The organism is Arthrobacter sp. NPDC056886, from assembly GCF_042788715.1.
In the GTDB taxonomy this organism is placed as follows: Bacteria; Actinomycetota; Actinomycetes; order Actinomycetales; family Micrococcaceae; genus Arthrobacter.
The window spans coordinates 14,489-37,759 of record NZ_JBHUBT010000013.1 but is presented as its reverse complement, the minus strand read 5'-3'; the positions used below and the strand labels follow the sequence as shown (position 1 = coordinate 37,759).

Below are 23,271 nucleotides of genomic sequence, written 5' to 3'. Positions count from 1 at the left end.
CGCCCCGGCCACAAAGCCGCAATGCTGGCTAGACGGACTTGGCGAGGATGTCCTCGACGTAGGCCACCAGGGTCCGGACGGTGCAGCCCGTGCCCTGTTTGTGGTTGTAGCCGTATGGGCTGCCGTTGTTAAACGACGGGCCGGCGATGTCGATGTGTGCCCACGGGATCTGTTCGCCGTCCTTGCCCTTGCCCACGAATTCGCGCAGGAAGACGGCAGCGGTCATCATGCCGCCGTGGCGTTCGCCGATGTTGGCAATGTCCGCGACCTGCGAGTCGAGGCTGCTCCGGAGCTCTTCCGGCAACGGCATGGGCCAGACGAGCTCGCCCGCGCGGTCGGCCGCGGTCTTGATGGCGCCGGTGAGTGAGTCGGAGCCCATCACCCCGGCGGTGCGGTCGCCCAGGGCGATCAGCTGGGCGCCGGTCAGTGTTGCGACGTCGATGATGGCGTCCGGGAATTCCTGGCTGGCGGCAACGATACCGTCGGCCATGACCAGGCGGCCCTCGGCGTCGGTGTTGAGGACCTCGACGGTCTTGCCGCCGAACATCGTCAGGACGTCGGCAGGGCGCTGGGCAGCGCCGGAGGGCATGTTCTCGGCGATGCAGAGCCACGCGGTCGCCCTGACAGGCAGCCCGAGGCCCGCCAGGGCCAGGACGGTGTTGAGGACGACGGCGGCGCCCGCCATGTCGGATTTCATGTCGCCCATGCCCAGGGCCGGCTTGATGGAGATGCCGCCGGTGTCAAAGGTGATGCCCTTGCCCACGAGGGCGATCTTGGCCGTGGCCTTGGCCGGGGCGTACTCGACCTTCACGAGGCGGGGCTGCCGGGTGGAGCCCTTGCCGACGCCGAGGATGCCGCCGAAGCCCTCCTTCTCGAGGCGCTTCTCGTCCCAGACGGTCACCTTGACGGGCAGGCCCTTGGCCAGCTCCTTGGCGGCGTCGGCGAAGGACTCGGGGTAGAGGTGGCTCGGCGGCTGGTTCACCAGGGTGCGGGTCGCGTTGACGGCCGTGCCGAGCAGGGACGCCCGCTGCAGGACCGGCTGGAGCGCCTTGTCCGTGGCGAAGTCGGTGCGGATGACGACGTTCTTCACCGGATCCTTGAGCCCGTCCTTGGACGTCCGGAACTCGGTGTAGGAATAGGCGCCCATCGCGGCGCCCTCGGCGACCGCCGCGACCTCGGCCAGGGTCGTCGTCGGAAGTGCCAAGGTGACTGTGGTGACGCCGGCCAGCTGGCGGACGGCCGAGCCGGCCGCGCGGCGCAGCGCCTCCTCGGACAGCGGCTGCTTCGAGGAAAGCTTGCCGACGCCGGCGAGCAGCAGGACGGTGGCCCCAACCTCGGGCAGGCCGGGCAGTCGGTGGGCCTGGTCTGCCGCGCCGGTGATGCCAAGAACGCTCAGTGATTCCGCCAGGGCCTCCGCGGCCTTGGCCGTCAGCGGATTGTCGAGCAAGACGGGGCCGTCGGGGCCCTGTCCGACGCCGATGACGAGGGCATCGCTGGGGGACTTCCTCAAATCCCCTGCGACTGCACTAAGTTTGACTTCACTATTCTTGACCACGAGGACAGTCCTCAATTCTCTGTGATGGTTCTCGGTGATATTCGGCAGGAACTGCATGTTTGGCGCCCTGCCACGGATCCCGGGGGCGCCGTCGGTCTGGGACGCAACCCGGTGTCTGCAAAACAAGCCCTAGGGCCATGTCCGATCGTAGTCTCTCGGCAGTGCGGAAATTGAATCGAATGAGAGCTGGAGCACACCCCAGGCAGGAATTAGCCCGGGCGCCGAGGCGTTGTATTGATAGCGGCGCTGCCGTGCGGTGAGTGCCTCATGGGACTGGCCGGCAGGATCTGCCTTGTTGCGCGGGTTCCGCTTGGCACCGTCCCGACGACAGACCGCACCCCGCTCCTCCCACCGCCGCCATCGTGAAAGGAACACGCCGTGATTGAACGGATTTCCGGCTCTTTGCTGGATCCCCAGTCGCTCTACATCCGTGATGACGCGCTGTTCTCCAGCCCCGAACTGCGCGGACTCAACCTCGTCATGGGGTTCACCGGCTTCGCCGACGCCGGCCACGTGGTCCGGCAGATCACCGCTGAACTGCTGGACACGCTCGATGCCCAGATGATCGCCGAGTTCGACGCCGACCAGCTGATCGACTACCGCTCCCGCCGCCCGCAGATCAGCTTTGTCGAGGACCACCTGCAGGATTACCAGGCACCGAGCCTGGCCCTCTATCGGCTGGTCGACGGGCTGGGCAGCCCGTTCCTGCTCCTTGCCGGGTTCGAGCCGGACCTGCAATGGGAGCGCTTCGCGCGCGCCGTCGTCGGCCTCGTCGAGGAGCTTGACGTCAACCTGGTCACCTGGATCCATTCGATCCCGATGCCCGTGCCCCACACCCGGCCGGTCGGCGTGACCGTGCACGGCAACCGGCCGGAGCTGATCGAGGGTATCTCGGTGTGGAAGCCGACAGTGGAAGTCCCGGCTGCGGTGGGACACATCCTGGAGCTGCGGCTGACGGAGGCCGGCCGGAACATCGCCGGCTATGTGATCCATGTGCCGCACTATCTGGCCGAAGCCGAGTACCCGACGGCCGCCGTGGCCGGGCTGGAGTACCTGGGCGCGGCAACGTCGCTCATGCTGCCCACCGACCGCCTGCGCGAGGCGGGACGCGAGGTGGGCCGGCAGATTGCCGAGCAGATCGAGGCCTCCGAGGAGGTCCAACAGGTGGTTTCGCGGCTGGAGACCCGGTACGACGAAAAGGCCGAGGGGACGGTCCGGAGGTCGCTGCTGGCAGATGAGAACGACCAACTCCCCAACGCCGATGCCCTTGGTGCTGCCGTCGAGGCGTATCTGGCCCGTAAAGAACCCGGCGAATAAATACTATTTATCATGAACCGGGCATAATGGGGGAGTGACCTCTCCCCGCGCCTGGCTGATCTGGATCATCGGGATCTTTGCCTATCTCGTGGCGGTCAGCCAGCGCACCTCCTTCGGGGTGGTGGGCCTGGAGGCAACGGAACGCTTCCACGCCACCGCGGCCGAGATCTCGTTTTTCACTGTGCTGCAGCTGCTGGTCTATGCGGCGCTGCAGATTCCCGTAGGCATCCTCGTGGACCGGTTCGGCTCCCGCGCGATGCTGGCCGGCGGCGGTGTCCTGATGGGACTCGGCCAGCTTCAGCTGGCGTTTGCCGACAACATCCCCGGCGGAGTCTTGGGGCGTGTCCTCGTTGGCGCCGGTGACGCCATGACCTTTATCTCCGTGATCCGGCTTATCCCGCTCTGGTTCGCGCCAGGGCGTGTGCCGCTGCTGACCCAGCTGACCGGCATGTCTGGGCAGCTGGGTCAGCTGTTCAGCGTGGTGCCGTTTGCGATGATCCTGCACTCCGCGGGGTGGACCCCTGCATTCCTGACACTCGCCGCGATGTCGGGTCTCGCCGTCGTGCTGGTCCTGCTCCTGCTTCAGGACCTTCCGCCCGGGCACCCGCCTCCCTCGCAATCCCAGGGGCTGCGCGCTACCGGCATCTCGCTGGCGCACGCCTGGCGGCAGCCCGGCACCCGGCTTGGGCTCTGGAGCCACTTCACGGTCCAGTTCAGCGGCACGGTTTTTGCCATGACGTGGGGCTACCCGTTCCTGATCTCCGCCCAGGGGCTGGACCGGGGCACCGTCTCGGCGCTCATGGCGCTGTACGTGGCCGCCGCCATTGCCGCCGGACCCCTGATGGGCAGATTTGTTGCCCGGCATCCGCTGCGGCGCTCCACCATGGTGCTGCTGATTTCCGGGTGCACCGCCGCCGCCTGGGCAGCGGTGCTGCTGCTGCCGGGACGCTCGCCGCTCTGGCTCCTGGCTGTCCTCGTGGTGACCCTGGCCGTCGGCGGCCCCGGCTCCATGATTGGCTTCGACTTCGCCCGGACCTTCAACCCGGCGCACCGGCTGGGCACCGCCACCGGAATTGTCAACGTGGGCGGCTTCATTGCCGCCCTGGTGTCCATCTACCTGATTGGGCTGGTGCTTGACCTCCTGCACGCCAGCGGGTTCTCCCAGGGGGAGCTCTACGGCCTGGATTCGTTCCGGGTGGCCCTCAGCGTGCAGTTCCTGCTGCTTGCCGGGGGAGCCTGCGGCATCATGGTGACCCGGCGGAAAGTCCGGCGCCAGATGGCGGCCCAAGGGGTCATGGTTCCGCCGCTGCTCAAGGCCCTCGCCGCGCAGCGCAGGCTGGTCGCGGAGCGCCGCCGCACGCCCTGATCTCGTGTCCGGCAGGTTCCGGCGGTCCGAGCCGCTCTGACGGTCCGCACGTTGTCCGCACGCGGTTATCCACATAGCGCAGTCTGGTGCTGCCGCGGGGACGCGGCCGCCGCGAAGCTGGGCTCATGACAGCTCCCGATCACTTGAGAATTACTGGCCCCGAAGACATCCTGGGCTTCATTCCGCACTCCCTCGGCTACTGGCCGGAAAACAGCCTCGTTGCCATGACCCTGCAAGGCAAACGGCTCGGAGCCACCCTGCGGGTCGACCTCCCCGTGCCCGGCCCCTCCGGCCCCACCGGCGCCGGACGCGGGGGCCGCGGGGCCGGTGGGGCAGCGAGCGGCGGCGGTGGCTCCGGGGCCGGCGGCCGCGGGAACGGAAGGACAGTCCCCAAGCGCGGCTCCGGCCGGAGGGATCCGCTGGCCGGCTTCGCACGCAATGTCGCGGCCTACTTACAGGCGGACGACGCGGCCGATGGTTCACTGCTGGCCTTTTTCACCGACGCCGGTACGGACAGTTCCGGCGGCGGCCATGCCTGGGCGGCCCTGCTCAAGGAACTCGAGCTCGCCCTCGAGGCAGCCGGATTGCCCGTGAGGGATGCCTGGATGATCGGTGCTGAGTTCTGGCGCAACGCGTACTGCGATGATCCGGAGTGCTGCGGGACGCCCGGTCGGCCGATCGAGCAGATCAGGAACAGCAGGCTCAACGCCGAGATGGTTTACCGCGGCAGCAGCGTCGGCGCCGTCCCCGGTGCGCAAGGGGCCAGACCGGCCCCGCAGACGGTGGACCCCGCGGTGCGCGCGGCCGAGCGCGGCTGGGCGGAGCAATTCTCCCCGCGACGGCGGGACCGGGCACAATTTGACCAGGTCCTCGATGTCTGGACGATGGCCATGCAGGCCGCCACTGGCTTGGAGCATCCGCCTGGCCTCGCCCCGGGCCGCCCGGTTCCTCGGGCCACCGCGCCCGACGCCGGGATCCACCCCGCCGGGGTGCCCGACGCCGGGACCCACCCCGTGGCGGCCCCCGACGCGGGGACCCACCACGCCGGGGCGGCCGATGCCGGCACCCACGCCGCCGGGGGCCTGGGTCCCAGTAAAACCGACCTCAGTAGCTCCGCTTCCAAGTCCCCGGCCCTGCCACTTCACCTCTCACCCGAACTGGCAGGCTACCTCCGGGCTAGTCTGTGCATCCCGTCATGGCGGGACGCTGTGCTGGTCATGGCGGCAGCCGGACGGACTGCGGCCGAATTCGGGGCTGAGGACTTCGGCATGTTCGACACGGAGGCGGGATCCGGCGCCTTGACAGGCTCCATGTCTGGCTCAGGTCTCGGACCGACGCCTCGTCCACCGTCAGGGCCAATCGCCGGGAGCACAGCCGGCGGCACAGCTGGCCGTACAGCGGATGGCTCTTCCGGTCGCCTGCCCGCGCACATGTCCGATCCGGCTTCTCGTTCCACGTCAGTGAGGGGAACGCCGCTGTCGGAGGCGCCAGCCGTCGGCGGGCCCGCTGCCGGCGCCGCTCCCGTTGCCGAAGCGGTCCCCGGTTACGGGGAAGTCCTGCTCGGACTGGCGCCATCGGTCCCGGATTGGGCCCTGCTGGTCGGGCTCGAGCGGGTTCTGGAGCGGCTCGGCGCTCTGGGTGACGGCGAGCCAACCGCGGCCGCCGTGACGGCACGGGGCTGGATCGAATGGTGCCGCGGCCGCGGCTCCTACGCCGACGCCCTGTACCGGCAGGCACTGCAGGAGCACCCGGGGTACAGGCTCGCGGAACTGCTGGCAGAGCTTGGCCGGCGGGGCACCCTTTGCGGCTGGGCTGCCAGACGCGAGGCCGCTTGGCAGAAATTTTCGCCTGACGCGGCATGAGTAACTGACGCGGCGCGGAAGCCGCGGCAATATGGTGGTCCCGGCGTCCCGGAAGGCACTCACGGTAAAAACCGTGAGACAATGATTGCCGAGACCCGGTTGGGTCCGTGTATCAAGTGCCCTAAATGTTCCTTGGAAACAGGGAACATTAAGGCCATCCCAGCAGTTCTACTAAGTGGCTCTGCTGGTCGTGGTTGCACCTGATGTTGAACACGGACTTGACAGGGTCATAGTGGTGTTGCCCGTATGGTGATTCCGCAGACCGCAGCTAGAAAGGTTTTCAGTGACCCCGTCTTCCGCGAAGAAGGAACCCGCCGACCAGGCCGAATTGTCCCCTGAGGAGAAGAAGGCGGCGACCAACGCCAAGCGCGCCGCCACGCGCGCAGCCAACAAGGCTGTCAAGGACGCCGCTTCCGCAGAGGGTGGCGACACCGCAACCGGAGTCGCCAAGCCTGAGCCCAAGAAGCGCGGGCCTAAGCCCGGCGCCAAAGCCGCGGCAGAAGCCGCCGGCAACTCAGCCAGTACGTCCGACGACGACGTCGACGCCGAAGAGGATCTCGACGACATCGCGCCCGACGCCGCCGAGCTCGGCGACGAAGTAGAAGGCGAAGAAGTCGCCGGCAAGGCCGCAGCCACCACCGGCACCGGCTTCGTGTATTCCGACGCAGACGACGACGACGCCCCCGTGCAGCAGGTCATGTCCGCCGGAGCTACCGCGGACCCGGTCAAGGACTACCTGAAGCAGATCGGCAAGGTCGCCCTGCTGAACGCCGAGCAGGAAGTGGACCTGGCCCTCCGGATTGAGGCAGGACTCTTCGCCGAGGAGAAGATCGCCGCCGACGACGGCACCATGGATCCGAAGCTCAAGCGTGAACTCGAGTTCGTCATCCACGACGGCAAGCGTGCCAAGAACCACCTGCTGGAGGCCAACCTCCGCCTCGTCGTCTCGCTGGCCAAGCGCTACACCGGCCGCGGCATGCTGTTCCTGGACCTGATCCAGGAAGGCAACCTGGGCCTGATCCGTGCGGTCGAGAAGTTCGACTACACCAAGGGCTTCAAGTTCTCCACCTACGCCACCTGGTGGATCCGCCAGGCGATCACCCGGGCCATGGCCGACCAGGCCCGTACTATCCGCATCCCGGTGCACATGGTGGAAGTCATCAACAAGCTGGCCCGCGTCCAGCGCCAGATGCTGCAGGACCTCGGCCGCGAACCCACGCCGGAGGAGCTGGCCCTCGAGCTGGACATGACCCCGGAAAAGGTCGTGGAGGTCCAGAAGTATGGCCGCGAGCCCATCTCGCTGCACACCCCGCTTGGTGAGGACGGCGACTCCGAGTTCGGCGACCTCATCGAGGACTCCGAAGCCGTGGTTCCCGCAGATGCCGTGAGCTTCACCCTGTTGCAGGAACAGCTGCACTCGGTGCTGGACACGTTGTCCGAGCGTGAAGCCGGCGTGGTCGCAATGCGCTTCGGCCTCACCGACGGTCAGCCGAAGACTTTAGACGAAATCGGCAAGGTCTACGGCGTGACGCGCGAGCGCATCCGGCAGATCGAATCCAAGACCATGTCCAAGCTGCGGCACCCGTCGCGCTCACAGGTCCTGCGCGACTACCTGGACTAAGCGCCGACTGGCCACAGGCCAGGCGAAGTTCGCAGCAACGCGGGGTCACCTCCCGCCCGTCCTCATCGGAGGAACGGGCCGGACGTGGCCCCGCGTTGCTGTTACTGCCGCCAATTTGCTCCTGGTGCCACCACGTTGCTTCGCGCGGGTAGCCCACGGAAGCTCATCCCTCAACGAATCAGGGCCCCTCCGGTATGGAGGGGCCCTGATTCAGTGGTCTCAAGTCGCCCGGTACCCTGTAGGGCGCCGAAGCGAAACCGGTGTTGCGGTCTAGTCGACCGGAACCGGGGCCTTCTGGTGAAGGCGGTCAGTCTCGTCGTGCCAGTCTGAGCTGAGCGGCTTGAGTGTCGGCTCTACGGCGCGTGCGTGGTGGCCGCAGAAAAGAAGCTCACCGCCGGAGGCACCGAGAACAACTCGGACATATGCCTGTGCTCCGCAACGATCGCACCGGTCTGCGGCGGTCAGTGTGCGGTCCGCAACTGCTGTTGTCATGTTCGGCCTCCTTAGTAGATCGGTATACCCATATAACCAGCATTCGTGGCCAAACCATGGAACGGATGGCCAACTTTCGCTGTACGCGTATCACGTCTCAATAACGGCGCCTGGCCGGGGAGTCCCTGCGGGGAGTGGCAAACCGTCGATGGCCCGGAGTCCGACTAACCTAGGAAGAGCGTCAATTTCTGTGACTACCCGCCTGCTCCCGCACCAGGGCGGTCCCGATCCTGTAAGGAGTTCACGACCCGTGGCACCCAGTTCTGATTACACCGCCCGGCACCTCTCCGTGCTGGAGGGCCTCGAGGCCGTCCGTAAGCGCCCGGGCATGTACATCGGCTCCACGGACTCCCGCGGACTCATGCACTGCCTCTGGGAAATCATCGACAACTCCGTCGACGAGGCCCTCGCCGGCTTTGGGCACGACATCAAGATCATCCTGCATGCGGACAATTCGGTGGAGATCCACGATGACGGCCGCGGCGTCCCGGTGGACGTCGAACCGAAAACCGGGCTGACCGGCGTCGAGGTGGTTTTCACCAAACTGCACGCCGGCGGAAAATTTGGCGGCGGCTCCTACACCGCTTCCGGCGGCCTGCACGGCGTCGGCGCCTCCGTGGTCAACGCGCTTTCGGCCCGCCTCGACGTCGAAGTCGACCGCGGCGGCAAGACCTACAAGATGTCCTTCCGCCGGGGGGAGCCTGGCCGGTTCAAGGATCCGGGCACCAAGCCGGACCCCGCGACGCTCTTCGAACCCTTCATCGACGGCTCCGTGCTGGACGTCGTGGGGAAGGCCAAGCGTGGCGTGACCGGAACCCGGATCCGCTACTGGGCGGACCGGCAGATCTTCACGCCCGATGCCAAATTCTCCTACGATGACCTCGCCGCACGTGCCCGCCAGACCTCCTTCCTCGTCCCCGGACTGAAGCTCACGGTCCGGGATGAACGCCGGGTTGCGGGCACGCCAGGGGAATCGGGCCCGCATGAGGAGATCTTCCACCACGACGGCGGCATCTCCGAGTTTGTCGACTTCCTCGCCGCCGACCCTGCCGTGACCGACATCTGGCGCCTCCACGGTGCCGGGAAATTCAAGGAAACCGTCCCCGTCCTCGACGAAAAGGGCCACAGCCAGCTCGCGGAGGTCGAGCGCGACTGCGAGGTCGACGTCGCGCTGCGCTGGGGCATCGGCTACGACAGCACAGTCCGTACCTTCGTCAACATCATTTCCACGCCCAAGGGCGGCACCCACCAGTCCGGCTTCGAGCAGGCCCTGCTCAAGACGTTCCGCAAGGCCGTGGAGACCAATGCCCGCAAGCTCAAGGCCGGCAACGACAAGATCGAAAAAGACGACATCTTCGCCGGCCTGACCGCAGTCCTGACCGTCCGGCTGGCCGAACCGCAGTTCGAGGGCCAGACCAAGGAAATCCTGGGCACGTCGGCAGTCCGGGCCATCGTGGCCAAGGTGGTGGAGCAGGAGATCAGCGCCAAGCTGACGTCCGCAAACCGCAACGACAAGGCGCAGTCCGCGCTGCTGCTGGAAAAGATCGTCAGCGAGATGAAGTCCCGTATCTCGGCACGGGTCCACAAGGAAACCCAGCGCCGGAAGAATGCGCTGGAAACCTCCTCCATGCCCACCAAGCTCGCCGACTGCCGCACGGACGACGTCGGACGCTCCGAGCTGTTCATCGTCGAAGGTGACTCCGCACTCGGCACCGCCAAGCTGGCGCGGTCCTCCGACTTCCAAGCGCTGCTGCCGATCCGCGGCAAAATCCTCAACGTCCAGAAGGCCTCGGTGGGGGACATGCTCTCCAACGCCGAGTGCGCGGCCCTGATCCAGGTGGTGGGGGCCGGCTCCGGCCGGACGTTCGACATCAGCGCCGCCCGGTACGGCAAAGTGATCCTGATGACCGACGCCGACGTCGACGGCGCCCACATCCGGACCCTGCTCCTGACGCTGTTCTTCCGCTACATGCGCCCGATGATCGACGAGGGTCGCGTCTTCGCCGCCGTCCCGCCGCTGCACCGGGTGGAGGTGGTCAACGCCGGCCAGAAGGCCAACGAGATGATCTACACCTACTCCGAGGCCGAGCTCCACGTCCTGCTGGCGCGGCTCGCCAAAGAGGGCAAGCGCTACAAGGAGCCGATCCAGCGGTACAAGGGTCTGGGCGAGATGGATGCCGAGCAGCTGGCCGAAACCACCATGGACCCGCGGCACCGGACCCTTCGCAAGGTCGGGATCGAGAACGCCAAGCAGGCCGAAGAGACTTTCGACCTCCTCATGGGCTCGGACGTGGCTCCGCGAAAGGACTTCATCATCGCGGGCGCCGCAAACCTGGACCGGGAGCGCATCGACGCCTGACGCTCCGCCGGCGGGCCGGCCCTAGCCGAGCAGGCCGGGGACCAGTAACAGGGCCGTCGGCACGGCCAGCAGCAGCGCACAGCAAGCCAGGACGGCGGCGCGCAGCGGTTCGGATAGCGGCGGCCGGGGCGAGAGCAGGCGGCTGACGCGGGACGCCGTCGTCCCTGCCGAGCCCGCGCCCCCGGTAGCGCCGGGCTGGCCGGGGTCGACGTCGGACAGGCCGGGCTCGACGAACGCCAGGCGTGCCGCCGGGGTGGCCGGGGAGCCGCTGGCCACTATGGCAATCGCCTTGATCAGGGTCGCCTTGCTCTCCGTCTTGAGCGCGACGTCGTCGGCCAGCATTTCGATCAAGGAGTTGACCGCCTCCTGCGCCAGCCGGGTGGTGGGGAGCCACGGCAGGGCCTGGCGCCACGCGGCGAAGGCCCACAGCAGGAGGTGGTGGCGCTGGCTCAGGTGCGCGTTCTCGTGAATCAGCACGGCGCGCAGCTCGTCGGGCTCCAGGGCGGCCATGAGCCCGTCGGAGAGAACCGTGACGGACCGTGCGCCGCCGGGCAGGCAGTACGCCACGGGCGAGTCCACGTTCAGGACCATGGTCCGTGGGCCGTCGGAGGAAGGTGAGGCCAGGAGGTCCAGCAGTTCGCGGTGGCGCCGGCGCTGGCGCTGGATCTTGTAATAGGTCAGCAGCAGGGTGAAAACGAGGTGCGCCGTCAGCAGGGCGGCGGTCGAGAGCGCAAAGATGTGCCAAAAGCCCAGCTCAGTGGTGGGGGCATTGTTGAAGACCATCCCCGCCAGGGCCCGCAGGCCGGAGACCAGGTTATCCCCGACCGGCTCGAGCCCGTAGACCAGCATGGCGCCGATCATGGACAGTCCGCCGGCCAGGGCGATCGCCTGCCACAGCAGCATTGCCGTGAAGGGGGAGCGGGCCGGCCACTGGGCACGGGAGAGGAGGATAGGCACCGGCCACGCCAATGCTATCGCCAGGACCGCCAGAAAATATGAGGTCCAGAACATCGGGCGCTAGCTGCGGCCCAAAAGCTTGCGCAGGGTTTCTGCTTCGTTGTCTGTGACCGAACCAATGAACCGGGCCAGCACGGCCTCGCGGTCCGGAGCAGAGCCGAGGACCTCGTGCATGAGCTCAGCAGTGTGGTCCGCGCGGCTCGAGACGGCCTGGTAGCGGTGCGGACGGGTGCCGCGTTCGCGTTCCACAAGGCCCTTGCGCTCAAGGCGCGAGAGTACGGTCAGCACCGTGGTGACGGCGAGGTCCTTGCCCACATGCCCGGCGGTGCCGTCCTGGGGGTTGGTGCTCTGCGCGAGGAGGTCCCGCAACGTGTTGGCCGTCGCAGCTTCTTGGCCTGCCCAGAGCAGATCCATCACTGCCCGTTCCAGTTCACCGAGACTTGCCATTGCGTACATCCTTCTATGACTGCCGCGCCGGCGTGGTGCTGGGAAAATGCTGGTGCCTGCCGGTGCGGTGTATGTGAACACTTCAGTTACAAATTTACCGCGTTTTGCGCATTCTTTCTACATGAAGTAGAACACGGCCCTTCGGCGTGTCGGGCGGCCGCCGCGGGGCCCCAAGGCGGGGGGCCGTTCGGCCATTGCAGGCCGTGACGTGCCGTGGGAGCCTGAGTTACAGGGAAGCGCCGATGTGTTCTACACTCTGTAGAAGACACATTTCTACGCCACGTAGAAGTTGCTCGGACCTAGCCAAAAGTAGGAACTGCCTTGGACGCCTTGGAAATCGCACGCTGGCAATTCGGTATCACCACGGTCTATCACTTCATGATGGTGCCGCTCACGATCGGCCTCGGGCTGGTGGTGGCTGTGATCCAGACGTTCTGGTACCGCACCGGCAAGCCGGAATATCTGCGCATGACCAAGTTCTGGGGCAAGCTCTTCCTGATCAACTTCATCATGGGCGTCGCCACCGGAATCGTGCAGGAGTTCCAGTTCGGCATGGCCTGGAGCGAGTACAGCCGCTTCGTGGGCGACGTGTTCGGTGCCCCACTGGCCATGGAGGCGCTCCTTGCCTTCTTCGTCGAGTCAACATTCCTGGGCCTGTGGATCTTCGGCTGGAAACAACTCAAACCCGGCGTCCACCTGGCCTGCCTCTGGGTCGCCGTGATCGGCTCCGTGTTCTCGGCCTACTTCATCATCGTGGCCAATAGCTGGATGCAGCACCCTGTCGGCGTCGAAATGGTCAACGGCCGGCCCGTCATGACCGACGCGTGGGCCGTCTTCACCAACAACACGGCCCTCGTCGCCGTCCCGCACACCCTCTTCGGTGCCCTCGCCGTCGCCGGGGGCTTCCTCCTCGGCATCGCTTGGTACCACCTGTGGCGCCGCCGCCACGACGGCATCGACACGATCGGGGACGACGGCAAGGTAATTCCCGGCGAAGCCGCCGGCATCCTCGGCCGGGACCGCAGCGACCACACCGTCTGGATCCGCTCCCTGCGGATCGGCGCCGTCGTCGCCATGATTTCCTTCGCGGGTACCGCCGTCACCGGGGACCTGCAGGGCAAGCTCATGTTCGAGCAGCAGCCCATGAAGATGGCCGCCGCCGAGGCAGCCTGCCACGACGGCACCGGATTCTCGGTTCTCAGCGTCGGCAACGTCGGCTCCAAAAACTGCGACGACATCGTGGCCGTGATCGAGGTCCCCGGCATCCTGTCCTTCCTGGCCAAGGGCGACTTCACCACGGAGGTCAAGGGCGTCAACAGCCTGCTGGGCGAGTACGAGGCCAAGTACGGCACCACATTGCCGGACAACCCCATCTACGGGGACCGCGCCGGCCAGCAAATCCAGTACGTGCCCGTCATGGAAGTCACCTACTGGGGCTTCCGGATGATGATCGGCTTCGGCGGCGTGGCCGCCCTCGCCGCCCTCCTGGCGCTGTGGGCCACGCGCAAGGGAACCGTGCCGGCCTCCCGCGGACTCATGCGTCTGGCGGTGTTCGGCATTCTCGCACCGTTCGGTGCCAACGCCGCGGGCTGGATCTTTACGGAGATGGGCCGCCAGCCGTTCGTCGTCGCCCCCAACCCGGACCCCAGCGGAGTCGATCAGGTCTTCATGTTCACCGCAGCCGCCGTCTCACCGGGGGTCTCGGCCGGCGAGATCCTGACCTCCCTCGTGGTCCTGACCAGCATCTATGCCGTGCTCCTGGTGGTGGAGGTCAAGCTCCTAGTCAAATACATCCGCGGCGGCGTGGCCTCGGCCATGCCGGAACTAGTGCACGCCCCCGCCGACGAGAACGAAGACAAAACCCCGCGAGGCGGTCCGGGCAAACCCGACGACGACGTCCTGGCCTTCGCCTACTAGGCGCCGGCCCCGCAACCCACCCACCCAGCAACCCCACACGGAAAAGCGCAGAGGATTCTCAGCATGGAACTGCTACCCACCATCTGGTTCGTCGCCATCGCGGTGCTGTGGACGGGCTATCTCTTTCTCGAGGGCTTCGACCTTGGCGTCGGGATGCTGTTTAAGGTATTCGCCCGGGACAACACGGAGCGCCGCGTCCTGATCAACACGATCGGCCCGGTCTGGGACGGCAACGAGGTCTGGCTCCTGACCGCCGGCGGCGCCACGTTCGCTGCTTTCCCGCTGTGGTACGCGTCGCTCTTCTCCGCACTGTACCTGCCGCTGCTGCTGGTCCTCGTGGCGCTCATCTTCCGAGCCGTCGCCTTCGAATACCGCGGCAAGGTGGACAACCCCCGGTGGCGCGCCCGCTGGGACTGGGCCATCTCGGCAGGGTCGTTCGTCGCGGCCTTCGGCGTCGGCGCGGCACTGGCCCTGACCACCACGGGACTGCCGCTGGACGCCAACGGTGACCGCGAGGGCGGCCCGTTCGCCTGGTTCAGCGGCTACGCCCTGCTCGGCGGGTTCGCCGTCGTCGGGTTCTCCCTCCTGCACGGGCTCGGGTTCCTGGCGCTGAAGACCGACGGCGAAGTCCGCCACCGGGCGCGGGCCTGGTTCGTCCGGTTACTGCCCGTGCTGCTGCTGCCCATGGCCGGCTGGGCGGTGAGCCTCCAGCTGCTCAGCGGCGAGGCCTGGACCATCGCCGCCGTCGTCGCGGCCGTCATTGCGGCAGTCCTGTCATGGAATTTTGCCCGCAAGGGTGCCGAGGGCCGTGCCTTCATGTCGCTGGGGGTGTTCCTCCTGCTCGGCAGCGCCTCCATCTTCGGTGCCGCCTTCCCCGTGGTGCTGCCGTCCACCCTGGATCCCGCGTTCAACCTGACAATCTCCAACGCCTCGTCCTCGGACTACACCCTGGGCCTGATGAGCATTGTGGCCTGCATCGGGCTGCCGCTGGTCCTGGCGTACCAGGCATGGACGTACTGGGTGTTCCGGCGCCGGGTGAGCGCGGCGCACATCCCGGAGGCGCACAGCTTCCTTCCCGCAATCGCCGCCAAAGCCCTGGCACCGAAGGACTAACTTTCCTGATGAGACCGTTCCCCTCTGGCCCTGCGACCCGTTCCGCGCTCTACCTGCTGGGCCTGCTGGCCGCCCTGAAGGCGCTGTCCCTGGTGCTGATGGCTCAGGCTGTGGCATCCATGCTCGCCGGACTCGCGGCGCATGACCCCGCGTGGGCAGACCAGCTGGTTCTGGGCGTCGCCGGGGCCGTGCTGCGGTCACTGACCGTGTGGGCCCAGACAGTGGCCTCGCGCCGGGCGGCGCTTGGGGTGAAGGAGGAGCTGCGTACTCAGCTCCTGGAGCAGGCGCTGAGGAACGGAACGCGCGCGTCCGGTCCCGCCGATGGCGGCCTCGCCGTCCTGGCGACCCGGGGGCTGGATGCCCTGGACAACTACTACACCCAGTACCTGCCCGCTCTGGTGAACTGTGCGGCCATTCCGCTGCTGCTGGGGGCCCGCATCCTCTTCGCCGACTGGATCAGCGCGGTGGTGATCGTGCTGACGGTGCCGCTGGTGCCGCTGTTCATGGTCCTGATCGGGCGGTACACAGAGGATCGCGTCAGGGAAGCCCAGTCCGCATTGGCACGGCTCTCCGGCCACATGATCGAGCTCGCCAAGGGCCTGCCCGTCCTCGTCGGCCTGGGCCGGGCCGCCGCCCAGCGCCAGGCACTGGAAGACATGTCTGAGGAATACCGTTCCCGGACCATGGGGACTTTGCGCACAGCCTTCCTCTCCGCCCTGGCCCTGGAACTCATCTCAACCATTTCAGTGGCGGTGGTTGCCGTGTTCATCGGCGTCCGCCTGGTTCACGGAGACATGGCGCTTGAGGCAGGGCTGCTTGCGCTCATCCTGGCTCCCGACTGCTACCTGCCGCTCCGGGAGCTTGGCACCGCACACCACGCCAGCGACGACGGCCGGGCAGCGCTCGCCGAAACCAATGCGGTCCTCGCGGACCCGGGCGCCACGCCGCTGACCCCGACGCCGGCCGCCGGACCCGCTGCTGGCCCGCCTGAGGTCACCGTGGACGGGCTGACCGTTCGGTTCGGCGGTCGCGCAGACGCCGCCGTCGGTCCACTGAGCTTCACCGCCGCTGCCGGCCGGATCACGGCACTCGACGGGGCCAGCGGTGCCGGCAAGAGCACCGTGCTCGGAGTCCTCGCGGGGACCATCGGGACTGGCACGGGAACCGTCGTGTCCGGACGCCTTGGAGGATTCACGACGGCGGAAGTCGCGTGGGTGCCACAGCACCCCGTCATGGTGGCCTCCACGGTGCTGGACGAGATCCGCCTGTATCTCGGCTTTCCCACGTACCGGCCCGATGGCGGTGCGGACGGTGCTCCGGCTTATGGGCCCGACGCTGCGGCCGGCGCTCCGGCCTATATGTCGGCAAGCGCTGAAATCGATGCGGCATCGCAACGCTGCCTTGCGGCGGTTGGCGCGGAGCACCTGGCCGCCAAGCACCCGGCCGAGCTGAGCCCGGGGGAGCTACGGCGGGTGGCGCTGGCCCGGGGGTTGGCGCGGATCGAAGCCGGTGCCAGCGTACTGCTCCTGGATGAACCCACCGCCCATCTGGACCGGGCATCGGCCACACTCGTCAATCGGGCCCTCGCCGGGCTCCGCGGACAGGCCACCGTGCTGCTCGTCGCGCACGACCGGCAGACCCGTGAGCTTGCCGACACGCTCGTCGCGTTGGCCCCGCACGGCGGCGGGAACCACGGCATTGAACTTCCCGCCCGCGCTACGCCTTGGCCGGCATCTGCCCGCGTTGATGCGGACGTCCAGGGTGCGGCAATCCGGCAGCCTTCCGTGGCGGGTGCCGCAACGCCGAGTCCGGACGTGATGCCGAGTCCGAGCGTGACCCCCATCCCGACGCCGGGCCGCCCGGAGGCCGGCGCCGCGCCTGCCGTGATCTTCGGCTCGGCCGGCTCAGTGGGCTCAGCCGGCACGGCCGGCTCAGTCACCTCCCAGTTGCGTCGCCTGTTGGCCCCGGTAAGGGGCCGGTTTGCCGCCGCCGGAGCCGTAGGCACTTTGGCGGCGCTGTTCGCCGTCGCCCTCGCCGGGCTGTCCGGCTGGCTGATCATCCGCGCCAGCGAGCAGCCGCCCATCCTGTATCTGCTCACCGCGATTGTCGGCGTGCGGTTCTTCGGCGTCGGCCGGGCGTGCCTGCGGTACTCCGAACGGCTGCTGCTGCATGATGCCGTGTTTGCCGCACTGACCCGGCTGCGGGGCCGGCTGTGGGAGTCGCTGAGCCGGCGGGCACTGTCCCTGCGCCGGCTCCTGCAGGGCGGCAACGTCCTGGGCACGGTGGTGGACGACGTCGACACCCTCCGCGAGCTCCTGCCCCGCGTCGTGCTGCCGCCCGTCACTGCCGTAGCTGTCGCCGTGGCCGCAGTGGGCGGGATCGGGCTGCTGCTCCCCGCGGCGCTGCCCGCCGTGGCCGTGGCAGCGCTGCTGAGCATCGTGGTTGCCCCCGCGCTGGCGTTGGCCGCGGACCGCATGTCAGCCGGCACGGAACAAAGACTCCGCTCCGGCGTGCTCCGTCACGTGGCCGCCGCCCTGGACGCCCGCGCAGAACTGCACGCCAACGGCGTGAGTGCCCCCGTGCTGGGCGCGATAGGCCGGGCAGACCGGGCCGCGACTGCAGCCTCACGGCGCTCGGCGTGGGCGGAAGGGCTTGGCCAGGCCTTGACCGTCCTGGCCTGCGCCGGAGCCGCCCTGGCCAGCGCATTGTTGGCCGCCCCGCTCGCTCTTAGCGGCGCGGTCGAACCGGCGACGGTCGCCGTCGTTGTCCTTGTCCAGCTTGCCCTGGTGGACCCGTACGCGGCGATCACCACGGCCGTGCGGCAGTACCCGGCGCTGCGCGCCGTCATGCGGCGGATCGGCGAGGCAGGCGTCCTGGAGCCGCGGGCCGATGGTGAATCGCAGGGCGACGGCGCCGCTGCCGGCGGCCTGGTGCCCGTGGCCTCGCGGCCCGGCGGTGGGCCCGGGATCGAACTGGTGGACCTCGCTGTTGCCTGGCCGGGCGGCGGCAATGTCTTTACCGGACTCACGGCCGAGGCCGGGCCGGGGCGCTGGCTGGCCGTCACTGGTGTCTCCGGCTCCGGCAAGTCGACCCTGCTGGCCGCGATCCTGGGGTTCCTGCCGGCGGCCAGCGGCCACCTGTATCTGAGCGGCCGCGCCGCCTGGTGCCCGCAGGAGGCACACCTGTTCGACTCGACCATCCGCGGCAACCTTCTCCTGGCCCGGCCGGAGCCGGAACCCGTGCCGGAACCCGCCAGCACGGACGCCGCCGCGACTGGGTCCGGGGATGCAGCGCGGACCGGGGATGCCGCCTCGGGCGGACAGCCTGGTGTGGCCGGAGGCGACGAGCAGATGCGCGCCGCACTCAACGCCGTCGGACTCGGTGCGCTGCTGGCCCGGCTTGAGGACGGGCTGGACACGCGGATCGGACCGGGCGGGGCGTTCCTCAGCGGTGGGGAGCGTACGCGCCTGGCCGTTGCGCGCACGCTCATGACCGGGGCCGATGTCATCTTGCTCGATGAACCGACGGCGCACCTCGATGCGGAATCAGGCAGGCTTATGCTCGCCGAACTGCGGGACGGTCTGCGCGACCGGACGGTTGTCCTTGTCACCCACAACCCGAACGATATTGACGCCGCTGACACCAGACTTGACCTGGACGCCGCGGCTGCCGTTGCTGCCGCGGGCGAGGGCCCGGCGCCGGCGGCCGTGCTGGCGCGGGGGTAGCCCGCCTATTAGCCTGTTGCCATGAACCAAAACGGCGAACTGCTGCCCAGGCCTGCACTCGATCCCCGGCTGTCCTGGCGGGCGGCGGAGCACAGAGTCCTCGATGCGTGGGCCGGTCTGATCGCCCGGACCGCCGCCGTGGAGCAGCCCGTCTGGTTTGAGCGCCGGGCGGATCTGGAACAGATCATGGAGTCGAAGAACAACCCGGTGGGGGCAAACACCATAATCGGCTTCGACGCCGAGGGCGTTGCCCGGGCGTACGGCCGGATCACCAAGAACCGCGATGGTGACAAGGCCAACGGCTCCGGCTGCGTTGACCCTGAGTGGCAGGGGAGCGGGGTCGGTACCGGGCTGCTGGGCTGGATGGAACAGCGGACCAGGAACCGCTTCGCAGAGGACGCACTGGCGGCGGGGAATACCGACGAGGCCGGCGACGCACGGACCGCGGTCCCGCGCCCGCGGCTGCGGCTCTACACGGAGCAGCAGCATCAACACCAGGCCGCCTTGTTCGCTGATTCGGGCTTTCGCATTGTCCGCTATTACAACGAGATGCACCGGCCGCTGAACCAGGCTGCGCCCGAGGCCGGCCTGGACCCCGGACTGGAGCTCGTGACGTTTGGACCGGCGCTGCATGAGCCGGTGCGGCTGGCGCACAATGCGGCATTTCGGGACCACTGGGGCAGCGAACCCCGCGACGAGGAGGCGTGGGGCTTCGTGGTGAACGACCCGCAGGCCCGGCCGGACTTGAGCGGCGTCGTACTGGACCGTTCCACCGGGACGGTGGCCGGCTATCAGCTGGCCACCCACGACGCCAACGCCGCCCTGAGCCGGGGGTTCCGCGAGGGATACACGGAGCTCCTCGGAGTCAGGAGGGAATTCCGGGGCCGGGGCATCGCGCAAGTGCTCCTGGCCGATGCCATGCGCCGTTTCGCCGCCGCGGGCATGGACGTGGCCTCCCTGGACGTCGATTCGGAGAACCCGACCGGAGCCCTCGCGCTCTACATCAAGATGGGCTACGCGGCGGTCAACCGGAGCATGGCGTGGGACAAGGATCTCCAACCGGCAGCGCAGTAGACGGCTTCGACAGCCTTACTCAGCGGACCCGCAGACTTGCCGTCTGGGTGCTGGCATGCCAACCGTCGGCGTGCCAGCCGTCTGGTGCGAACCGTCTCGGCGCCAGCCATCCGGGTGCTAGCCGTCTGGGCGGAAGCCATCTAGGCGCTATCCGTCGGCGTGCCAGCCGTCTGGGTGCCAGCTGTCTAGGTGCTAGCCGTCCACATCGTGGAGGTGATGGACGACGTCGTGCAGGAAGTACTGGGCGAACGTCAGGACGGTGAACACGGAGCCGTTGCTCCGGGTCCCTTTGCGACCCCAATCCTCCTCCGGGACCCGGGCGAAGGACGCGGCGATCTGCTCGCCCTCTGCGGTTAGCTCGACGGCGACCTCGGCCGGGTCGGCATTGGCATAGTCCTTCTCGATTGCCGTTTTGTCCTGGTCCCAGTCATCGAAGCGGGCATCGTCTTCGGTCAGCATGAGCGACAGGCGGTGATCGAACAGCGTGAAGACGTCCCGGACGTGACAGCCGTACTCGAGGACGGACCAGGTGACCTCATCGGGGCGTTCCGTCGCGTCCGGACGCCGCAGGGCTGCCCGCCATCGCGGGAGCATGCTGGTGACCATCCCCGGCGCCGTGGCTGGGGTCGCAGCGGAGGCATCGAAACCGCACTCGGGGCAGGGCCGTGACAGGACCCAGGTCCAGTCCTTGGTATCCGGAATGATAGGCATTCCAGCAGTGTAAGGGCATTTGTTCTGCCGGGCATCCCGACTCGTTGCGGCAGTCGGGGTGGGGCGCAGCTGCAGGCTTCTGGGCCGGCGGTGGCACGAAGCGCGCACCGGCTGGACTCCTCGAACAGGCTCCGATGAGGTCGAGTCCACGTGGCGGCGTTCACTGCAGCTGTGTTGCGGCGGACCTTCCTGGCGACAAACCTGAGGTCGGGGCGATATTGCTGTCGTTGCCAGGTGCTCACTATTAATGTCGGACCCATTCAGTAGATTCAAGTCATGGAAGCCGTCAGGGATTTCATTGCTTGCGAGGACACGGACCGGGGACCCGCCCCGGTCCAGCAATCCGGCGTGGACGGGGTTGAAGGCGTTGCCGGCGTTGCCGGCGTGGACGCTGCGCTGGCTGTGCTGCAGGCGGTGAGCGCGGCGGCGGTGGAGGACGCGGGATCGTGGGGACTCCAGGCCGCGTCGGACTTCGCCGGACGGATGGAGGAATTCTCGCGCACCGTGGAGTATCTGCAGCTGGTCGGCGCCGCGGCCGTGGACCGGACCCGGAAACAGTCCGCTAGCACGGGCGCGGCTGCCGCGGGGGCGGTCACCTCGTGGACCACGGGCTGGCGTGAGAGCCCCGACGGCTGGCAGACCGGTGGATCCGGAGCCGCCGAGCCTGCCGGCACCAGCGCGGCAGGCGCGTCCGGGCTGACTTGTGTGAACGGGCCCGGGACGGGGGACGGTGCGTCCGGGTCGACGGCGGCCGCGGCTGACGCGTCCTCCGGGCCGGCGTCGGTCCTGGATGACGGGTACCGGAACACCGCGGCGTTCCTGCGGGCGCGGCTGCGGATCAGCGCGGCGGAGGCACGGCGCCGGCTCTCCCTCGCCGAGTCCCTGCTGCCCCGGCAGGGACTCGCCGGCCGGCCGGTGCCGCCCGTGCACCCGGAGCTCGCCGCCGCGGTCGCGGCCGGCGAGGTCGCCTCCCGGGCCGCGACGGTCATCGCCGTCGCCCTCGAGCGGGTCCGGCCGCTGTGCGTCCCGGATGCCGCGGCCCGGATGGAGCACGCCCTGACCCGCACGGCCGCGGAGAACGACGCCGACTTCCTCGTCCGCGTCACCCGCAGCTTGGTAGACGCGCTGGACCAGGACGGCGCCGAGCCGTCCGAGGAGCTGCTCCGCCAGCTCCAGGGCGCCTTCATCCGCCGCCGCCGGCACGGCCTGCACCACCTCGAGATCTACGCGACCACCGAACAGTTCGAACACCTCCTCACCGTCATGAACACCGCCGCCAACCCCCGCACGGGCAGCAGCGGAACCTCGCCGGTGGGGAGCGGCCACGGGTCCGCTGCGATGGATGCCGGCGGGGGGCCTGCTGCCGGAGCCAGTGCCGCCGGTGTCGGCTGGGCCGCAGACACAGCTTTCGGGGTTGGGTGGACCGCAGACGCGGCCTCCGGGGAGGGGGCTGCCGCCGGAGCCACTGCCCCCGGCGACGGCTGGGCCGCCGACACGGCGTTCGGGGTCGGGTGGACCGCAGACACAGCAGAGGGTGATGGTTCGGTCACTGCCGCGGCCCACACTGAGGGTTCGGTCAGTGAAGCCGCCGCCCGGGTCTCGGCCTGCGTGTCCGGTGCTGCCGGCGGCGGCCCGGTGCGCGCGGCCTCGCCGGCCGCGGACATCGATCCGGCGGGCGCGGGCGCGCCGGCCACGGTCCCCGCCCCGGAGGACCAGCCCGGCCCCGGCGGTGGGCCCGCCACGGCGGAGGACCCGGCGCTGCCGGTGCTGGATCTCCGCTCCCGGCCGCAGAAGCTGCTCGACGGCCTCGTGGGCGCGTGCAAGGCCGCCCTCGCCGCCGGAACCCTGCCGGCCGCCGGCGGGCTGCGCCCGCAGGTCATGGCCACCATCGACTACCGCGACCTGCTCACCCGGCTCCAGGACAGCGCCGGCGCCGCGCCGGAGAGCGGCCCCGCAGGCCTCCGGCAGTCGCCGGGCCCGGCGGCCACCGGGTCGTTGCTGTTCACCGGGCCCGTCACCGCCTCCACCATCCGGAAGATCGCCTGCGACGCGGACATCATCCCGGTCCTCCTCGGCGGCGAGGGACGGGTCCTGGACATCGGCCGGGCCTCCCGGGTCTTTCCGCCGCACATCCGCAAGGCCCTCACCGCCCGTGACCGGGGCTGCGCCTTCCCCGGCTGCACCATCCCCGCGCCCTGGTGCGAGGCCCACCACATCGACTACTGGTCCCGCGGCGGCACCACCGGAACGGAGAACGGAACCCTGCTCTGCTCCCATCACCACCACGTGATCCACAAGGAACACTGGAGAATCCGGCTCAAATCCGGGATCCCCTGGTTCATCCCGCCACCCCACCTCGACCCCCGCCAACACCCCAGACGCAACCACTACTTCCGCCCCACAGATCCGGTGGCCGCCGCGAGACAGGCCGCCGCGAGACAAGACGGCAGCGTGACAGGGTGCCGCGAGACAAGGGGCTGTAAGTAGGAGATGACGGCAGCGGGACAGGTGCCGCCGGACAGATTTCCTCAAGAAAAGGCGTCGGAAGAAGGGCGAAGGAAATGGGGGGGGGGCAGCGTGACAGGGTACAGCGGGCAGGCTGCCGTAAGACAACGTGGCGCAGAGCATGGGGTCAACGTGACAGGGTGCTGCGGGACAAGGCACGGCGAATCACGCGGTGACGGTGACGGCGACGGCTGAACGGGCCCGGGACCGTCCGGCTATGGAACCGCCGCAACCACCTTCCGACCTGACG

At 68.5% G+C, this 23,271-nt stretch carries 15 protein-coding genes; 10 read left to right on the top strand and 5 right to left on the bottom strand.

Translation table 11 applies throughout. From position 1 onward, the window contains the following. Positions 1-28: 28 nt before the first annotated feature. Positions 29-1,555, bottom strand: coding sequence for a leucyl aminopeptidase (locus ACFRJ8_RS20085; protein WP_377988140.1), 1,527 nt, complete (start codon positions 1,553-1,555; stop codon positions 29-31). Positions 1,556-1,933: 378 nt separating this feature from the next. Here ACFRJ8_RS20085 and ACFRJ8_RS20080 point away from each other — a divergent pair, with 378 nt between their 5' ends. From ACFRJ8_RS20080 to ACFRJ8_RS20065, 4 genes are all read left to right on the top strand, one after another. Further along, positions 1,934-2,872: a proteasome assembly chaperone family protein gene (locus ACFRJ8_RS20080; RefSeq protein ID WP_377988139.1), complete on the top strand. Its 939-nt coding sequence runs from the start codon at positions 1,934-1,936 to the stop codon at positions 2,870-2,872. 34 nt (positions 2,873-2,906) lie between these two features. Next, a complete protein-coding gene (locus ACFRJ8_RS20075; protein WP_377988138.1) occupies positions 2,907-4,238 on the top strand; it encodes a nitrate/nitrite transporter in 1,332 nt (443 codons plus the stop codon). Between the two features lie 125 nt (positions 4,239-4,363). Continuing rightward, on the top strand, positions 4,364-6,100 hold the full coding sequence (locus ACFRJ8_RS20070) for a DUF4192 family protein (protein ID WP_377988137.1): 1,737 nt from the start codon (positions 4,364-4,366) through the stop codon (positions 6,098-6,100). Between the two features lie 283 nt (positions 6,101-6,383). Further along, positions 6,384-7,721 (top strand): RNA polymerase sigma factor, encoded by a 1,338-nt coding sequence (locus tag ACFRJ8_RS20065; protein ID WP_377988136.1) that lies wholly within the window; start codon positions 6,384-6,386, stop codon positions 7,719-7,721. Between the two features lie 270 nt (positions 7,722-7,991). Here ACFRJ8_RS20065 and ACFRJ8_RS20060 read toward each other — a convergent pair whose 3' ends face one another. Continuing rightward, the gene (locus ACFRJ8_RS20060) at positions 7,992-8,213 is read right to left on the bottom strand and encodes a hypothetical protein (RefSeq protein ID WP_026266251.1); all 222 of its coding nucleotides are present in this window, start codon (positions 8,211-8,213) and stop codon (positions 7,992-7,994) included. A gap of 250 nt (positions 8,214-8,463) precedes the next feature. Here ACFRJ8_RS20060 and ACFRJ8_RS20055 point away from each other — a divergent pair, with 250 nt between their 5' ends. Beyond that, positions 8,464-10,572, top strand: a complete 2,109-nt coding sequence (locus ACFRJ8_RS20055; protein ID WP_277526934.1) for a type IIA DNA topoisomerase subunit B — start codon at positions 8,464-8,466, stop codon at positions 10,570-10,572. Between the two features lie 21 nt (positions 10,573-10,593). On the opposite strand, the gene ACFRJ8_RS20050 is transcribed toward ACFRJ8_RS20055, so the two are convergent. Together ACFRJ8_RS20050 and ACFRJ8_RS20045 are read right to left on the bottom strand one after the other, a co-directional pair. Further along, a complete protein-coding gene (locus ACFRJ8_RS20050; RefSeq protein ID WP_377988135.1) occupies positions 10,594-11,583 on the bottom strand; it encodes a M56 family metallopeptidase in 990 nt (329 codons plus the stop codon). A gap of 6 nt (positions 11,584-11,589) precedes the next feature. Then, on the bottom strand, positions 11,590-11,976 hold the full coding sequence (locus ACFRJ8_RS20045; protein WP_377988134.1) for a BlaI/MecI/CopY family transcriptional regulator: 387 nt from the start codon (positions 11,974-11,976) through the stop codon (positions 11,590-11,592). 321 nt (positions 11,977-12,297) lie between these two features. Here ACFRJ8_RS20045 and ACFRJ8_RS20040 point away from each other — a divergent pair, with 321 nt between their 5' ends. From ACFRJ8_RS20040 to ACFRJ8_RS20025, 4 genes are all read left to right on the top strand, one after another. Further along, entirely contained in the window at positions 12,298-13,893 is a 1,596-nt protein-coding gene (locus ACFRJ8_RS20040; protein ID WP_377988133.1) for a cytochrome ubiquinol oxidase subunit I, read from the top strand. A gap of 63 nt (positions 13,894-13,956) precedes the next feature. Further along, positions 13,957-15,006, top strand: coding sequence for a cytochrome d ubiquinol oxidase subunit II (cydB, locus tag ACFRJ8_RS20035; RefSeq protein ID WP_377988132.1), 1,050 nt, complete (start codon positions 13,957-13,959; stop codon positions 15,004-15,006). A gap of 8 nt (positions 15,007-15,014) precedes the next feature. Next, positions 15,015-18,731: a thiol reductant ABC exporter subunit CydD gene (gene cydD, locus ACFRJ8_RS20030; RefSeq protein WP_377988131.1), complete on the top strand. Its 3,717-nt coding sequence runs from the start codon at positions 15,015-15,017 to the stop codon at positions 18,729-18,731. 21 nt (positions 18,732-18,752) lie between these two features. Next, on the top strand, positions 18,753-19,805 hold the full coding sequence (locus tag ACFRJ8_RS20025) for a GNAT family N-acetyltransferase (protein ID WP_377988130.1): 1,053 nt from the start codon (positions 18,753-18,755) through the stop codon (positions 19,803-19,805). A gap of 192 nt (positions 19,806-19,997) precedes the next feature. Here ACFRJ8_RS20025 and ACFRJ8_RS20020 read toward each other — a convergent pair whose 3' ends face one another. Continuing rightward, positions 19,998-20,516, bottom strand: a complete 519-nt coding sequence (locus tag ACFRJ8_RS20020) for a DinB family protein (protein ID WP_377988129.1) — start codon at positions 20,514-20,516, stop codon at positions 19,998-20,000. A gap of 276 nt (positions 20,517-20,792) precedes the next feature. On the opposite strand from ACFRJ8_RS20020, the gene ACFRJ8_RS20015 reads away from it, so the two are divergent. Continuing rightward, positions 20,793-23,003, top strand: a complete 2,211-nt coding sequence (locus ACFRJ8_RS20015; protein WP_377988128.1) for a DUF222 domain-containing protein — start codon at positions 20,793-20,795, stop codon at positions 23,001-23,003. Positions 23,004-23,271: the final 268 nt, after the last annotated feature.

Excerpts from the sequence above, each read along its gene's own strand:
- ACFRJ8_RS20070 (WP_377988137.1), top strand. The coding sequence starts at position 4,364 with ATGACAGCTCCCGATCACTTGAGAATTACTGGCCCCGAAGACATCCTG.
- ACFRJ8_RS20060 (WP_026266251.1), bottom strand. The coding sequence starts at position 8,213 with ATGACAACAGCAGTTGCGGACCGCACACTGACCGCCGCAGACCGGTGC.
- ACFRJ8_RS20050 (WP_377988135.1), bottom strand. The coding sequence starts at position 11,583 with ATGTTCTGGACCTCATATTTTCTGGCGGTCCTGGCGATAGCATTGGCG.
- ACFRJ8_RS20045 (WP_377988134.1), bottom strand. The coding sequence starts at position 11,976 with ATGGCAAGTCTCGGTGAACTGGAACGGGCAGTGATGGATCTGCTCTGG.
- cydB (WP_377988132.1), top strand. The coding sequence starts at position 13,957 with ATGGAACTGCTACCCACCATCTGGTTCGTCGCCATCGCGGTGCTGTGG.
- cydD (WP_377988131.1), top strand. The coding sequence starts at position 15,015 with ATGAGACCGTTCCCCTCTGGCCCTGCGACCCGTTCCGCGCTCTACCTG.
- ACFRJ8_RS20025 (WP_377988130.1), top strand. The coding sequence starts at position 18,753 with ATGAACCAAAACGGCGAACTGCTGCCCAGGCCTGCACTCGATCCCCGG.
- ACFRJ8_RS20020 (WP_377988129.1), bottom strand. The coding sequence starts at position 20,516 with ATGCCTATCATTCCGGATACCAAGGACTGGACCTGGGTCCTGTCACGG.
- ACFRJ8_RS20015 (WP_377988128.1), top strand. The coding sequence starts at position 20,793 with ATGGAAGCCGTCAGGGATTTCATTGCTTGCGAGGACACGGACCGGGGA.